Genomic DNA, 12,057 nt, shown 5'->3' on the forward strand with positions numbered 1-12,057 from the left:
GACACTCCATATCAGATGCTGGAGGTCAGTATAGTTGGCCGCGCCGCCTCTATCGTCAATGTCGGGCAAGGCCTAGCGGCACTGGGCGAAGGCGTCCGCCAATTGCTGCATGAATTGCGGATAACCGTCCGGACCGAGCGGCACCTGCTCGCCGACTTCGTCCAGCAGCAGCACCTTGGCCCCGGTATTGCGGGCAACCGACTCGATCACCGCCGGGGAGAACTGCGGCTCGGCGTAGATGCAGCTCGCCTTTTTCTCTTCCAGCGCCTTGCGGATGTCAATCAGCGTCTTGGCTCCCGGGCGACGCTCCGGGCTCACGGTGAAGTGTCCCTTGGAGCTCATGCCGTAGTGACGCTCCCAGTATCCATAGGCTTCGTGGAATACGAAGTAGCCCTTCTGATCCACCGCCTTCATCTGCACGGCGATCACCTTGTCCAGGGCGTCAACCTTGCCTTCGAAGGCCGCGAGATTGGCGGCATAGCGCGCCTGGTTGGCAGGATCCAGCTTGCCCAGTTCGGTCGCAATCGCCTTGGCAATCACCTTGGCCTGGGTTGGACCCAGCCAGATGTGGGGATCCACCCCTTCGTGGTGGTGCCCTTCATGGCCCTCGTCGTGCGAGCCGTGGTCGTGGGCGGCATGGTCATGATCCTTGTCATCATGGTGATGATCGTCATGTTCCCCCTGGGTCGCATAGTTGTACAGCGGCATGCCGGGAACCTGGGTCAGGGTCAATACATGAGGATGCTGGGCCAGGGGTTTGGCCATGAAGCCTTCCAGCTCGGGACCGACCCACACAACCAGATCGGCCTCGTTGATGCTGCGAATATCGGAAGGGCGCAGGGAAAAATCGTGGGGCGACGCGCCGGTGGGCAGCAGCACCCCGGGCTCGCTCACGCCATCGGTGATCGCCGCCGCGATGAAGCCCAGGGGTTTGATGGTGGTCAGCACCTCGAGGGCACGGACAGGCAGACTCACCGCCATCAGGGCAGTGATCAGAGCAAGAATTCGCATAGAGGTCTCGTCAGGGAATATGTGTGTGATAATATAACAAACCAACGTCGCTGTTATATTATAACTCTCACAGGCTGTAAACCCCGGAGCTGTCATGACCCAACTGGTGGAGCTGAAAGAGGTCTGTCTCTCATTTGACGGACGACTCGTGCTCGACAAGGTCTCCTTTACCCTGAACAAAGGCAAAATCACCACCCTGGTCGGCCCCAACGGGGCGGGCAAGAGCACTCTGAGCAAGCTGGTGCTGGGCTTGCTCCGCCCAGATTCGGGGGACATCGTCCGCCGCCGCGATCTGCGAGTCGGCTATGTACCCCAGCGCCTCTATCTGGACCCCACCCTCCCCCTGACGGTGCGCCGCTTCCTGCAACTTGGCAAGAACAGCCGCCTCTCCATCGAGGAGGCGCTCAATCGGGTCGGTGCCCAGGATCTGCTGGACAACCGGATGCAAAAGCTCTCCGGTGGCGAGATGCAGCGGGTGCTGCTGGCCCGCGCCCTGCTGGTCAAACCCGAGCTGCTGGTGCTGGACGAACCGGTGCAAGGGGTAGATATCACGGGACAGATCGAGCTCTATGCCCTCATCAGCCAGCTGGCCGCCGAGTTCCACTGCGCCGTGCTGATGGTCTCCCACGATCTGCACCTGGTGATGGCCAGCACTCACGAGGTGATCTGCCTCAATCGCCACGTCTGCTGCCACGGCGAGCCACAGAGCGTGGCCCGCCACCCGGAATTTGCCCGCCTGTTCGGGCGGCCGGAGCGGGAGGTGCTGGCGGTCTATACCCACCATCACCGCTGCGATGGTGAACACCATCATCATGAACCGCAGGCTCCCGTCATCCGCCTGCCCTCTCGCAACAACTAGGATCTTCACGTGGACAGCTTTCTGTTATACGCCCTCGCGGCCGGACTCGGCATCGCCCTGCTGGCCGGGCCGCTTGGCAGCTTCGTGGTGTGGCGCAAGATGGCCTATTTTGGCGACACCCTCTCCCATGCCTGCCTCTTCGGCATCGCCCTCGGCATCCTGCTGCAGGTGGACCTCACCCTGGCGGTCGTGGTCTGCTGCCTCGCCATGGCGATGCTGCTGGTCATCATGAGCCGCAACCAGCAGGTGGCCACCGACACCCTGCTCGGCATTCTGGCCCACAGCGCCCTGTCGCTGGGTCTGGTCACCCTGAGCTTCATGGACAACGTGCGGGTGGATCTGATGGCCTACCTGTTTGGCGACCTGCTCTCGGTGCAGCCCATGGACCTGCTCTGGATCTACGGCGGCGGCGCCCTGGTGCTGCTCACCCTGTGGCGGCTCTGGGACCCCCTGCTCTCCATGACCATCTCGGAAGAGCTGGCCCGGGTGGAAGGGGTGCGGGTGGATGTGCTGCGCTGCGTGCTGATGTTGCTGATAGGCCTGGTCATCGCCGTGGCCATGAAGTTCGTCGGGGCGCTCATCATCACCTCCTTGCTGATCATTCCCGCCGCCACCGCCCGCCGCTTCAGCCAGACTCCGGAGCAGATGGCCGGCTTTGCCGCCCTGACAGGCTGTCTCGCCGTGCTGGGGGGCCTTGCCCTCTCCTCGTATCAGGACACCCCGGCCGGTCCCTCGGTCGTAGTCTGCGCCACCACCCTCTTTGTACTGAGCCAGTTCAAGCGCACCTGACCCGCTCCTGATGGCCCTGGTCTCGCCAGTGCCATCAGGCCTCCCGAATCAGACTCCTGCGTCGTGGGCTGTGCCGTCCATTCTGCATAGGGCGCCCAGCCCGTTCAGACGCGCCTGAGAGGCTCGTTTTCCCCGGGTCTCAGGCTCGCCTGCGACTCCTGCCACAGCCACTGACGCAACCGGCTGATGGCGGGTTCATGGGCGCGCGAGCGCTTGAAGACGAAATAGAAATTGTCGCCGGTCTCGAGGGCGTGCAGGGGCAGCCGCACCAGACGCGGATCTTCCGGCTGCAACATGTAGTCATTGATGAGCGCCATTCCCTGGTCCCAGTTCGCCGCCTCCAGCGCGAGCAGGATATGGCTGAAATGGTGCACCCTCGCCTCGGGGGGAATGGTCAGCCCCCCCATTTCGGCCCAGCGCCGCCAATCTTCCCCCTTCTCGCGGTAGATAGCCTGGATGGAGAGCAGCGGCAACTGCCACAGGGTGGCGGGCCACTCCCCTTCCACCTGCTGCCACATCCGGCGACTGCACACCGGCATCAGCCGCTCCCGATAGAGCAGATCGTGCATGTAACCCGGCCCTTCGGGGGAGACGGTGATGAAACCGTCCGCCACCCTGTCGGAGAGCTCGGGATCTTCCGCCACCATCTCCAGGCTGAGATCCAGCTCGGGATAGAGCTGGCGCAGCCCGGCCAGGCGCGGGATCAGCCACTTCACCGCAAAGGAGCTGTAGACCGCGAGCCGCACCCGCATCTCGCCGCCACCGCGCAACTGCTCGCTGCTCTGGGCAATCTGGACCAGCCCGGCGGCGATCCCCTCGAAATAGATCTCCCCCTGGGGCGTCAGGGAGAGCAGCCGCCCCTGGCGCAGCAGCAGCCGCTCCCCCAGAAAATCCTCCAGCAGACGGATCTGGTGACTGACCGCACTCTGGCTGACATTGAGCTCCAGGGCGGCGCGGGAAAAACTCAGCAGGCGGGCAACCACCTCGAAATATTGAACGGCGCGCAGGGGGGGCAGCTTCATTATCCAAATTTCTCATGCGTGATGATTTTTTATCATTTTACTGGATAACAGGCCGCGGGCTACCCTCCCCTCATCTGAATCTGGAGGTGGTATGAATGCAGTCGGAATAGGCATCCTCTATCTGGTGCTCGGCAACATGGTGGCGGTCTTCTCCGATGCCCTGGTCAAGGTGCTGGAGCCGGACCAGCCCATCTTCCAGTTTGTCTTTTTCCGCCAGCTCTCCGCGGCCCTGCTGCTCGCCCCCTGGCTGCTCTGGTCCTGGCGGCGCAACCCGCCGGTAGCCCTCAAGTGGCACCTGCTGCGGGCCCATATCTGGGCCGTCGGTGTCTGCCTGATGGTGGTCGCCCTCACCCGGCTGCCGCTCGCCACCGCCAACGCCCTCTTCTATGCCGCCCCGCTGCTGATGGTGCCGCTCGCGGTCTGGCTGGCGGGGGAGGCACTCTCGCGCCAGAAGGTGCTGACGGCGCTGCTCGGCTTCGTCGGAGTGCTCATCGTGCTGCGCCCGACCGAGGTAAACTGGGCCGCCCTGGCGGCGCTCGGGGTGGCGCTCTCCCTGGCGGTCAACAACCTGCTGATCAAGCGCATCCCGCTCCAGCAGCCCATCGCCCAGACCCTGTTTTTCACCAATGTGCTGAGCATGCCCTTCATCCTGGCGCTGGCCTGGTGGGAAGGGGGCGAGTGGCAATGGCAGATGTGGTGGCCCGCCTTCGGCTCCTCGGCGCTCATCATGGTCTACGCGGGGCTGTGCGTGATGGCCTATCGCAAGGCGGAGGCGAGCAAGATCGCCTCGGCGGAGTACACCGGGCTGCTGATGGCGGTCGCCATCGGGGTCTGGCTGTTTGACGAACAGCCGGGGCTGCCGCTGCTGTTGGGGTGCCTGTGCATCATACTGCCGCTGGTCGCCATGGCCCGCAGCAAGCCCAAGCCCCAGGCCGAGCCGGCGCTCTAGCCTGCCGGGTCAAGCAGGGGGGCGACCCTCTGCTGCAGATGGGGGATCACTGCCTGCTCGAACCAGGGGTTCTTCCTGAGCCAGAGGGTGTTGCGCGGGGACGGGTGCGGCAGCGGCAACCAGGCCGGGCCATAGTCCGCCCAGTGTCGCACCGTCTCGGTGAGCGATCCTTTCGCCGCCGCCCTCAGGTAGTAAGCCTGCGCATACTGGCCGATGAGCAGAGTCAGCTCGATGTTGGGCAGCAGCATCAGTACCTTGTCGTGCCAGGTGGGGGCACATTCCGGGCGCGGCGGCAGATCCCCCGACTTGCCCCTGCCCGGGTAACAGAGCCCCATGGGCATGATGGCGATGCGGGATTCATCGTAAAAGGTGGCCTTGTCCACCCCGAGCCACAAGCGCAGCCGATCGCCGGAGGGATCATCCCAGGGGATGCCGCTGGCGTGTACCCGGGTGCCGGGGGCCTGGCCGATGATGAGCAGACGGGCGCGCTCGTTGCCGCGGATCACCGGCCTTGGGCCGAGCGGCAGGTGGGCCTCGCACAGGCGGCAGGCCCGGATCTGTTCAAACAGGGGATCGAGTCGGTTCATGGGCCCGATAGTACCAGAGTTTTCTCCCCGCTCCCGCTTGTGAAAGGGGCGGCGGATACTTATCATGCAGCCGCCATTGTTTAGTTTAATAAACGGAGAGAGATGAAGAACTGGATGGGCACCGGCAGCGCGGCCCTCTCATTCGTGCTGTGGGGCATGCTGCCCCTCTATTACCAGTTCATGCCCGAGATCAACATGTGGGAACTGCTTTCCCACCGGGTGCTCTGGTCCGTGGTGCTGCTGGGAGGCCTGCTTCTGCTCCTCGGCCAGCGGGTGCCCTGGGGGGCCCTGCGCGGCGATCCCCGGCAGCTCGGCCTCGTGCTGCTGGCGGGCCCCGTGATGTCCATCAGCTGGTGCATGTTCACCTGGTGCCTGACCACGGGCCAGGTGCTGGCCACCAGCCTCGCCTTCTTCATGACCCCGCTCTTCAACATCGCTTTTGCGGTGCTCTTCCTCAAAGAGAAGCTCACCCCGCAAAAACACCTGGCGGTGGCGCTCGCCCTGGCGGGGCTCGCCTACATGCTCTTCTCCTACGGCCAACTGCCCTGGTTCTCCCTCGTGATGGGGGCCAACTTCGCCCTCTACGGCCTCATTAAGAAGAAGGTGAGACTGGACGCCGGTACCAGCCTCTATCTGGAGTCCCTGGTGCAGTTGCCCATCGCCCTTCTCATCATCGGCTGGCTGACCTTGCAGGGCACCAGCCAGTTTATGGCCGGTGACTGGACCGAGCGACTGCTGCTGATGGGCAGCGCCCCCGCCACCCTGCTGCCGGTGGGGCTGTTCTGCTATGCAGTGGCGCGCACGCCCATGAGCACGGTGGGGCTGTTGCAATACATAGAGCCGAGCCTCGCCTTCCTGCTCGCCCTCTTCTGGTTTGGCGAGATCCCGGATCCGGTGAAATCCGTGGGCTTTGCCTTCGTCTGGGCCGGCCTGCTGGTGAGCCTGCTGCCCCTGCACCGGCTTGGGCGCCAGCGGGCCAGGTGGCGCACCTCGTGACCCTCGCCACCACCACTCCCTCCCGCTGGTTTGTCTATCTGGTGCGCACCGGCACCGGGGCACTCTATGCGGGGATCAGCACGGATCCCGAGCGGCGACTGCGTCAGCACCAGAGCGGCAAGGGGGCCAGAGCCCTGCGCGGCAAGGGGCCCCTCTCCCTGGTATGGCAGCAGGAGGTCCCCAGCCAACGCGAGGCGCTGCGCCTCGAGTACCGCCTCAAGCAGCAGAGCAAGGCGTTCAAGGAGCGCCTGGTACACGAGCCGGCGCTGTGGCACGGCTGGAGCCTTTCCTGGCTTGCCAACCCGCACACCGACCCTGTGTCGCCCCCATAAAAAGGGCCACTGCAAGCAGTGGCCAAGGAAGGATGCGAAATCAGGGAGGCTTAACGGTAGGTGTTCGACTGCTTGCGCCTGTTGCTGAGGAGCCAGCACACCACCAGCACCACCAGCAACCAGGGCGCCAGCTTGATGATGAGGGCAAACATGCCGGCCAGGGCGCCAAACAGCACGAAGACCCCGCTCACCAGCAGCATGGCCAGCACGGTGAATCCGGTCAGCGCCATGCCGATCAGCACCAGGATCAAGACGATAAATTCCAGCATGTTGTGCTCCTCACGGGCTTGCACTTGCCGACGGGGCGATCCGGAGATCACCCCAGCCAGCGTTGAAGTTCACGGCGGGGAGGCATGACGAGCACCCCCACCAGATAGAGCGCCAGGGCCAGCGGCGGCATCAGGATCAGGGCGAGCAGGGCCACCACCCGCACCGTCACTCTGGACACCCCCAGCCCTCTGGCAAGACCGGCGCAGACCCCGGTCAGCTTGCGATGGGCGAGATCCTTGGGCCAGGGTGTCATGTTATGCCTCCACCTTCTGACCCTTGAGCCGGGCCAGTTCCCGCTCAATCTCGTCGTTCAGCTCCAGCTCGCGGAACTGGGCCTCGAGGGACGGATTCTGCCCCAGGGTCGCCGCCTCCAGCTGGGCCTCCAGCTGATCGACACGGTTCTGGAAGCCGTCGAAGCGGGCCACCAGCTCGTGCATGCGCTGGTTGTCCACCTGGGCACGGGCGCGGATGCGGCTGTGGGCGGTCTGTTCGCGCAGGGTCAGCATCTTCTGCTTCTCCCGCGCCTCGGTCAGCTTGGCCGCCAGTCGCTCGCTGTCGGCGGTGAGCTGGGCCAGCACTTCGGCCACCCGCGCCTTGTCCTCTTCCAGCCGCTCGCACTGCTTCATCTCCGCCAGCTTCTCGGTGAGGGCGGCACGGGCCAGATCTTCGCGGCCCTTCTGGATGGCGAGTTCGGCCTTGGCTGCCCACTCCTGGATCTGGTTGCGCAGCGCCTGCTGATGGCGCTCCAACTGTTTCTGTTCGGCGATGACGCGGGCGGCCTGGGTTCTCATCTCGACCTGGACCTGCTCCATCTCCTCGATCATCAGCCGCAGCATCTTCTCCGGCTCTTCGCTCTTGTCGAGCAGGCTGTGCAGGTTGGCATTGATCACGTCGGTCAGGCGGCTGAATACGCTCATGGTCTGGCTCCTTGTTGATGGGGTGTCACTCTCTTCCCATGACATTACAAGAGCCGTGCCAGAATATTTTTTCCTTTATTTACAATTAGATGAAAGTTAACAATGGATGTCCATTGGATACAATGTGGTGAAAAAAACCAACAAGATGGTGATTTTCACCAATAAAAAAGGGAGCCAGCGGCTCCCTCTCTTCTCTGCAACCGGGCTCAGGCCGCCGGCCGATGGCCAAGCTTGCCATCCAGCTCCGCCAGCTTGGCTTCCATCTTCTCCCGGCAGGTGTCGGAGAGCTCGCGGATGCCGGCGGCGCCGTGCTCCTTGCTGCACACCGGGGCCATCACTTCCAGCAGCACCTCGCCGTTGTCCCAGCGGTTGAGATCGACCTGACCGAAGTAGCTGGAGCAGACGATGGGCACCACCGGCACCTCGGCCTGGACGGCAGTGTGGAAGGCCCCCGCCTTGAACGGCAGCAGACCACGCCCCTGGGAGCGGGTCCCCTCCGGGAACATCCAGATGGAGGTGCCGCGATGCTTGATGCGATCCACCACCTGGCCGATGGTGCCGATGGCGCGGGAGCGGTTGGAGCGGTCGATCAGCACGTTGCCGGAGAGCCAGAAGATGAGACCGAAGAAGGGGAGCCACAGCAGGCTCTTCTTGCCCACCGCCACCACGCCGGGCTGCACGGCGCCGGTCACGGTGAAGATGTCGTAGTTGCTCTGGTGATTGCAGACGTAGACCGCAGGCCCCACCGATTTGACCTCGTCGGCCACCGTCACCCGGACCTTGAGGCCGATCAGCGGGCAGACCGCATGATACATGCGGGCGAAGACATAGACGTTGTTCGGGTGGCGCGGGCGCACCAGACAAAGCAACAGGCCGAACAGGAACCAGAAGACGAGCAGCAGTGCCAGCAGCAGCACACGGGCAAGTTTGAGCATCGAACACCTCGGAATTTGACTCGGCGCAGTATACTGGTCCCCCTTTTAGCGAACAAGCGTTCGCCAGACAGAACCGACCAGCCCCGGACGCCACCGGTCACCCCGGCTTGCCCCACCCGCCATTGCCCGCTAGGATGTGGCCATCTTGATGAACGGGGCGAACATGGTTTTGCAACAACGCGCGGCGACACGACTCCTGCTGCTGGTCTGCCTGCTGGTGCTCAATTGCGCGGCCCAGCCGCTGGCCCGCCTCGCCCTGCTCGATCACGCCGTGAGTTGCCAGACCCTGCCCCAGTTCGCCTCAGCCGACGACCAGGCCGACAAGGGCACGCCCGCCAGTGTGCAGCCCAATAGCTGCCAGCTCAACGGCAAATGGCTGAGCGCCGCCAGTCTGCTGTGCGTGGAGCAACTCTTCTTCGCCATCGCCTTCGTGATTGCCCTGCTGGTGCCCCTGTCACGGCGCGCGCCGGCACTGCCTCCCCCCATCAATGTCTCGCCGCCAGAGCGGCGACTGCACCTCACCCTCTGCGTCTGGCGGGAATAAGTTCAGCCGCGCTTTTTCAGCCTGCTGTCACTCATTTTTTTGCGAGACCCAACACATGTCGAATCTCTTCAAGGCGGCCCTGCTACTGGGCAGCCTGCTGTGGCAATCCAGCGGATTGGCCAGCGATACGGGGTGGCTCACCCGCCCCCAGAACAGTCACGCCAAGGTCAGGCTGCAAGCCGACCGCAGCGTCCCGGATCAGACCCGCATCCTGCTCGATGTCCAGCTGGAGTCAGGCTGGAAGACCTACTGGCACAGCCCGGGTGAAGGGGGCATAGCGCCCCAGATCCTGTGGGATGAGCCGGTCGGCGACTTCCAGTGGCACTGGCCCACGCCGCGTCCCTTCGAGGTGGCCGGGCTCAACACCCAGGGCTATCAGGAGCAGGTACGCTTCCCCCTGAGCCTGGGCTACCCGGCCGGGCAGCCGCTCAAGGGCACCTTGCGCCTCTCCACCTGCAGCAATGTCTGCATCCTGACCGACTACCCCTTCACCCTGGCGGCGGATGGGCAGGCGCCGGCCGGTTTCGACTTCGCCTGGGCCCGGGCCATGAGCACCCTGCCACAGACGCTGCCCGCCGACACCCGGGTCGAGCTCGGCTACCAGCACAACCTGCTGCAACTGCGGGCCGAGCGGGTCGAGGGGTGGCAGGAGCCTGCGCTCTTCATCGATGCGCTGGAGGGGGCCGAGTTCGGCAAGCCCGCGCTCGAGGTGAACGGCACCACCCTGATTGCCCGGGTGCCGGTCAGCGACGGCTGGCAGGGGGATGCCCCTGACTTGCGTGGTCAATCCCTCGGCCTGCTGCTCACCAGCGGCGAGCAGGCCTGGCAGACCCGCGCCACCATCGCCGGGCCCCTCACCTTGCCAGCCCCAGGCCAGCCTCTCATCTGGCTGCTGGGGGCGGCGCTGCTCGGCGGTCTCATCCTCAACCTGATGCCCTGCGTGCTGCCGGTGCTGGCCCTGAAACTCGGCACCGTGTTGCAGCAGCAGGGGCGCGAACAAGGAGGCGTGCGCAAGCAGTTCCTCGCCGCCAGCGCCGGGATAATCACCTCCTTCTGGGTGCTGGCAGCCATGAGCAGCCTGCTGCGCGCGACTCAGGGAGCCGTCGGCTGGGGGATCCAGTTCCAGAGCGCCGGTTTCATCGGCTTCATGGTGGCGGTGACCCTGCTGTTTTGCGCCAACCTGCTGGGCTTGTTCGAGATAAGGTTGCCCAGCAATCTCAACACTCGCCTCGCCACCCGCGGCGGCAAGGGGCTCGGCGGTCACTTCCTGCAGGGGAGCTTCGCCACCCTGCTCGCGACCCCCTGCTCGGCCCCCTTCCTCGGCACCGCGGTGGCCTTTGCACTGGCGGCGCCCCTCGGCCAGCTCTGGCTCATCTTCACGGCCCTCGGCCTTGGCATGAGCCTGCCCTGGCTGCTGGTGGCGGCCCTGCCGCGCCTTGCCCTCTGGCTGCCCAAACCGGGGCGCTGGATGGGGCGACTGCGCATCCTGCTCGGCCTGATGATGCTGGGCTCCAGCCTCTGGCTGGCGAGCCTGCTTGGCAACCATCTGGGCAGCACGGCCACCGGCTGGCTGATGGCCGCCATGGTGCTGGTGCTGCTGATGGGCATCCTCTGGCGTTATGGTCTGTGTGGTTTCACGCTGGCCCTCTCCCTCTCGGCACTCATCGGCGGCGCCCTGCTGCTGGGGGGCGCCCTCACGGCGCAGGGGTCGGGCAGCATAGACAGAGTCGCCTGGCAGCCCCTCTCCGAACAGGCCATCGCCGACGCCCTGGCTCGGCACCAGCGGGTCTTCGTGGATGTCACCGCCGACTGGTGCGTCACCTGCAAGGCCAATAAATACAACGTGCTGCTGCAGGGCGAGGTGCAGGAGGCCCTGTCCGCCCCGGACGTGGTGGCCCTGCGCGGCGACTGGAGCAGGCCGAGTGATGCCATCGCCGCCTTCCTGCGCCAGCGCGGCGCCGCCGCCGTCCCCTTCAACCAGATCTACGGGCCCGGCCTGCCCCGGGGGGAGACCCTCTCCCCCCTGCTGGACAAGGCAGCGCTGCTCGACGTCTTGAACAAGGCCGGCCTCGTCCAGCCCGGCCCCCATTTCTAAGGAGAATGCCATGAACCTGCGTACCCTGACCCTGTGTACCGCCCTGGTTGCCGGCGGCCTGAGCGCCCCATTGCTGCACGCCGCCCCCTTCACCCCGGAGCAGGAGGCCCGCATCAAGGAGCTCATTCGTGAGACTCTGGTGCAGAACCCGAAGATCCTGGACGAGGCCGCTGAGTCCTGGGAGAAGCAGAACGCCGCGACCCAGCAGGCCCAGCTCGGCGACTTCATCAAGGGCAACCAGGAGGTGCTGTTCAACAGCGCCACCAGCCCGCGCCTCGGGGCCAAGCACCCCAAGCTGACCCTGGTGCTGTTCACCGATTACAACTGCCCCTACTGCAAGCAGTTCGATCCCCAGCTGACCCGGCTGCTCGAGGCCTATCCCGACGATCTGGGGCTGGTGATCAAGCTGCTGCCGTTCAAGGGGCAGACCTCCGCCAAGGCGGCCCAGTACAGCCTGACCCTGTGGCAACAGGATCCTGCCCGCTTCCTCCCCCTGCACGACAAGCTCATGAGCAAGCAGGGGATGCTGACCGAGACGGACATCAACAAGGCGCTGGCCGCCACCGACAACCTGACCCTCAAGCCCGCAGGCAAGGCCACCGAAGAGCTGCGCAACAGCCTGCGCATCGGCACCCTGCTCGGCGTGCAAGGCACCCCGGCGACCCTTATCGGCAACCAGCTGGTGCCAGGTGCCATTCCCTATGACGAGCTGGAGCAGCTGGTCAAAGCCGAGCTGGCCAAGCGGAGCTAA

The 12,057-nt window shown here is 64.9% G+C and carries 15 protein-coding genes; 8 read left to right on the forward strand and 7 right to left on the reverse strand.

What is annotated here, in order from left to right; genetic code table 11:
* Positions 1-72: 72 nt before the first annotated feature.
* The gene (gene znuA / locus J9892_RS17000) at positions 73-1,011 is read right to left on the reverse strand and encodes a zinc ABC transporter substrate-binding protein ZnuA (protein WP_139737625.1); all 939 of its coding nucleotides are present in this window, start codon (positions 1,009-1,011) and stop codon (positions 73-75) included.
* Positions 1,012-1,105: 94 nt separating this feature from the next.
* Between znuA and znuC the strand changes: the two genes are divergently transcribed.
* The gene (gene znuC, locus J9892_RS17005; protein ID WP_200164337.1) at positions 1,106-1,870 is read left to right on the forward strand and encodes a zinc ABC transporter ATP-binding protein ZnuC; all 765 of its coding nucleotides are present in this window, start codon (positions 1,106-1,108) and stop codon (positions 1,868-1,870) included.
* A gap of 9 nt (positions 1,871-1,879) precedes the next feature.
* Positions 1,880-2,659: a zinc ABC transporter permease subunit ZnuB gene (znuB, locus tag J9892_RS17010; RefSeq protein WP_200164336.1), complete on the forward strand. Its 780-nt coding sequence runs from the start codon at positions 1,880-1,882 to the stop codon at positions 2,657-2,659.
* 104 nt (positions 2,660-2,763) lie between these two features.
* Here znuB and J9892_RS17015 read toward each other — a convergent pair whose 3' ends face one another.
* Positions 2,764-3,681, reverse strand: coding sequence for a LysR substrate-binding domain-containing protein (locus tag J9892_RS17015; RefSeq protein ID WP_042014956.1), 918 nt, complete (start codon positions 3,679-3,681; stop codon positions 2,764-2,766).
* Between the two features lie 91 nt (positions 3,682-3,772).
* Between J9892_RS17015 and J9892_RS17020 the strand changes: the two genes are divergently transcribed.
* Entirely contained in the window at positions 3,773-4,630 is an 858-nt protein-coding gene (locus J9892_RS17020) for a DMT family transporter (RefSeq protein ID WP_010672801.1), read from the forward strand.
* Here J9892_RS17020 and J9892_RS17025 read toward each other — a convergent pair.
* Entirely contained in the window at positions 4,627-5,217 is a 591-nt protein-coding gene (locus tag J9892_RS17025; protein ID WP_010672800.1) for a uracil-DNA glycosylase family protein, read from the reverse strand. The genes J9892_RS17020 and J9892_RS17025 overlap by 4 nt on opposite strands.
* Before the next feature lie 102 nt (positions 5,218-5,319).
* On the opposite strand from J9892_RS17025, the gene rarD reads away from it, so the two are divergent.
* Both rarD and J9892_RS17035 read left to right on the forward strand, forming a co-directional pair.
* Positions 5,320-6,213, forward strand: coding sequence for an EamA family transporter RarD (gene rarD / locus J9892_RS17030; protein ID WP_043152937.1), 894 nt, complete (start codon positions 5,320-5,322; stop codon positions 6,211-6,213).
* Complete coding sequence (locus J9892_RS17035) at positions 6,210-6,545, forward strand: GIY-YIG nuclease family protein (protein WP_210538604.1); 336 nt, start codon at positions 6,210-6,212, stop codon at positions 6,543-6,545. The genes rarD and J9892_RS17035 overlap by 4 nt, the downstream gene beginning before the upstream one ends.
* A gap of 50 nt (positions 6,546-6,595) precedes the next feature.
* Here the strand turns inward: J9892_RS17035 and pspG are convergent, their stop codons facing one another.
* The 4 genes from pspG to J9892_RS17055 form a co-directional block, all read right to left on the reverse strand.
* Positions 6,596-6,814 carry an envelope stress response protein PspG gene (gene pspG / locus J9892_RS17040; RefSeq protein WP_010672797.1) on the reverse strand — a complete coding sequence of 73 codons (219 nt, stop codon included), beginning with the start codon at positions 6,812-6,814 and terminating at the stop codon, positions 6,596-6,598.
* 47 nt (positions 6,815-6,861) lie between these two features.
* Complete coding sequence (locus tag J9892_RS17045) at positions 6,862-7,068, reverse strand: PspC domain-containing protein (RefSeq protein WP_010672796.1); 207 nt, start codon at positions 7,066-7,068, stop codon at positions 6,862-6,864.
* Position 7,069: 1 nt separating this feature from the next.
* Positions 7,070-7,732, reverse strand: coding sequence for a phage shock protein PspA (gene pspA, locus J9892_RS17050; RefSeq protein ID WP_010672795.1), 663 nt, complete (start codon positions 7,730-7,732; stop codon positions 7,070-7,072).
* Between the two features lie 206 nt (positions 7,733-7,938).
* Positions 7,939-8,667 carry a 1-acylglycerol-3-phosphate O-acyltransferase gene (locus tag J9892_RS17055; RefSeq protein ID WP_039039739.1) on the reverse strand — a complete coding sequence of 243 codons (729 nt, stop codon included), beginning with the start codon at positions 8,665-8,667 and terminating at the stop codon, positions 7,939-7,941.
* Between the two features lie 163 nt (positions 8,668-8,830).
* On the opposite strand from J9892_RS17055, the gene J9892_RS17060 reads away from it, so the two are divergent.
* The 3 genes from J9892_RS17060 to J9892_RS17070 are packed head-to-tail and all read left to right on the forward strand — an operon-like array spanning position 8,831 to position 12,057.
* A complete protein-coding gene (locus J9892_RS17060) occupies positions 8,831-9,211 on the forward strand; it encodes a hypothetical protein (protein WP_052814424.1) in 381 nt (126 codons plus the stop codon).
* A gap of 55 nt (positions 9,212-9,266) precedes the next feature.
* Positions 9,267-11,306 carry a protein-disulfide reductase DsbD domain-containing protein gene (locus tag J9892_RS17065; RefSeq protein WP_052814380.1) on the forward strand — a complete coding sequence of 680 codons (2,040 nt, stop codon included), beginning with the start codon at positions 9,267-9,269 and terminating at the stop codon, positions 11,304-11,306.
* A gap of 10 nt (positions 11,307-11,316) precedes the next feature.
* The gene (locus J9892_RS17070) at positions 11,317-12,057 is read left to right on the forward strand and encodes a DsbA family protein (RefSeq protein ID WP_052814379.1); all 741 of its coding nucleotides are present in this window, start codon (positions 11,317-11,319) and stop codon (positions 12,055-12,057) included.

Source organism: Aeromonas sp. Prich7-2, assembly GCF_017939255.1.
Taxonomy (GTDB): Bacteria; Pseudomonadota; Gammaproteobacteria; order Enterobacterales; family Aeromonadaceae; genus Aeromonas; species Aeromonas caviae.

Excerpts from the sequence above, each read along its gene's own strand:
- J9892_RS17065 (WP_052814380.1), top strand. The coding sequence starts at position 9,267 with ATGTCGAATCTCTTCAAGGCGGCCCTGCTACTGGGCAGCCTGCTGTGG.
- J9892_RS17020 (WP_010672801.1), top strand. The coding sequence starts at position 3,773 with ATGAATGCAGTCGGAATAGGCATCCTCTATCTGGTGCTCGGCAACATG.
- J9892_RS17070 (WP_052814379.1), top strand. The coding sequence starts at position 11,317 with ATGAACCTGCGTACCCTGACCCTGTGTACCGCCCTGGTTGCCGGCGGC.
- J9892_RS17055 (WP_039039739.1), bottom strand. The coding sequence starts at position 8,667 with ATGCTCAAACTTGCCCGTGTGCTGCTGCTGGCACTGCTGCTCGTCTTC.
- pspG (WP_010672797.1), bottom strand. The coding sequence starts at position 6,814 with ATGCTGGAATTTATCGTCTTGATCCTGGTGCTGATCGGCATGGCGCTG.
- J9892_RS17025 (WP_010672800.1), bottom strand. The coding sequence starts at position 5,217 with ATGAACCGACTCGATCCCCTGTTTGAACAGATCCGGGCCTGCCGCCTG.
- znuC (WP_200164337.1), top strand. The coding sequence starts at position 1,106 with ATGACCCAACTGGTGGAGCTGAAAGAGGTCTGTCTCTCATTTGACGGA.
- J9892_RS17060 (WP_052814424.1), top strand. The coding sequence starts at position 8,831 with ATGGTTTTGCAACAACGCGCGGCGACACGACTCCTGCTGCTGGTCTGC.
- pspA (WP_010672795.1), bottom strand. The coding sequence starts at position 7,732 with ATGAGCGTATTCAGCCGCCTGACCGACGTGATCAATGCCAACCTGCAC.
- J9892_RS17015 (WP_042014956.1), bottom strand. The coding sequence starts at position 3,681 with ATGAAGCTGCCCCCCCTGCGCGCCGTTCAATATTTCGAGGTGGTTGCC.
- rarD (WP_043152937.1), top strand. The coding sequence starts at position 5,320 with ATGAAGAACTGGATGGGCACCGGCAGCGCGGCCCTCTCATTCGTGCTG.
- znuA (WP_139737625.1), bottom strand. The coding sequence starts at position 1,011 with ATGCGAATTCTTGCTCTGATCACTGCCCTGATGGCGGTGAGTCTGCCT.
- J9892_RS17045 (WP_010672796.1), bottom strand. The coding sequence starts at position 7,068 with ATGACACCCTGGCCCAAGGATCTCGCCCATCGCAAGCTGACCGGGGTC.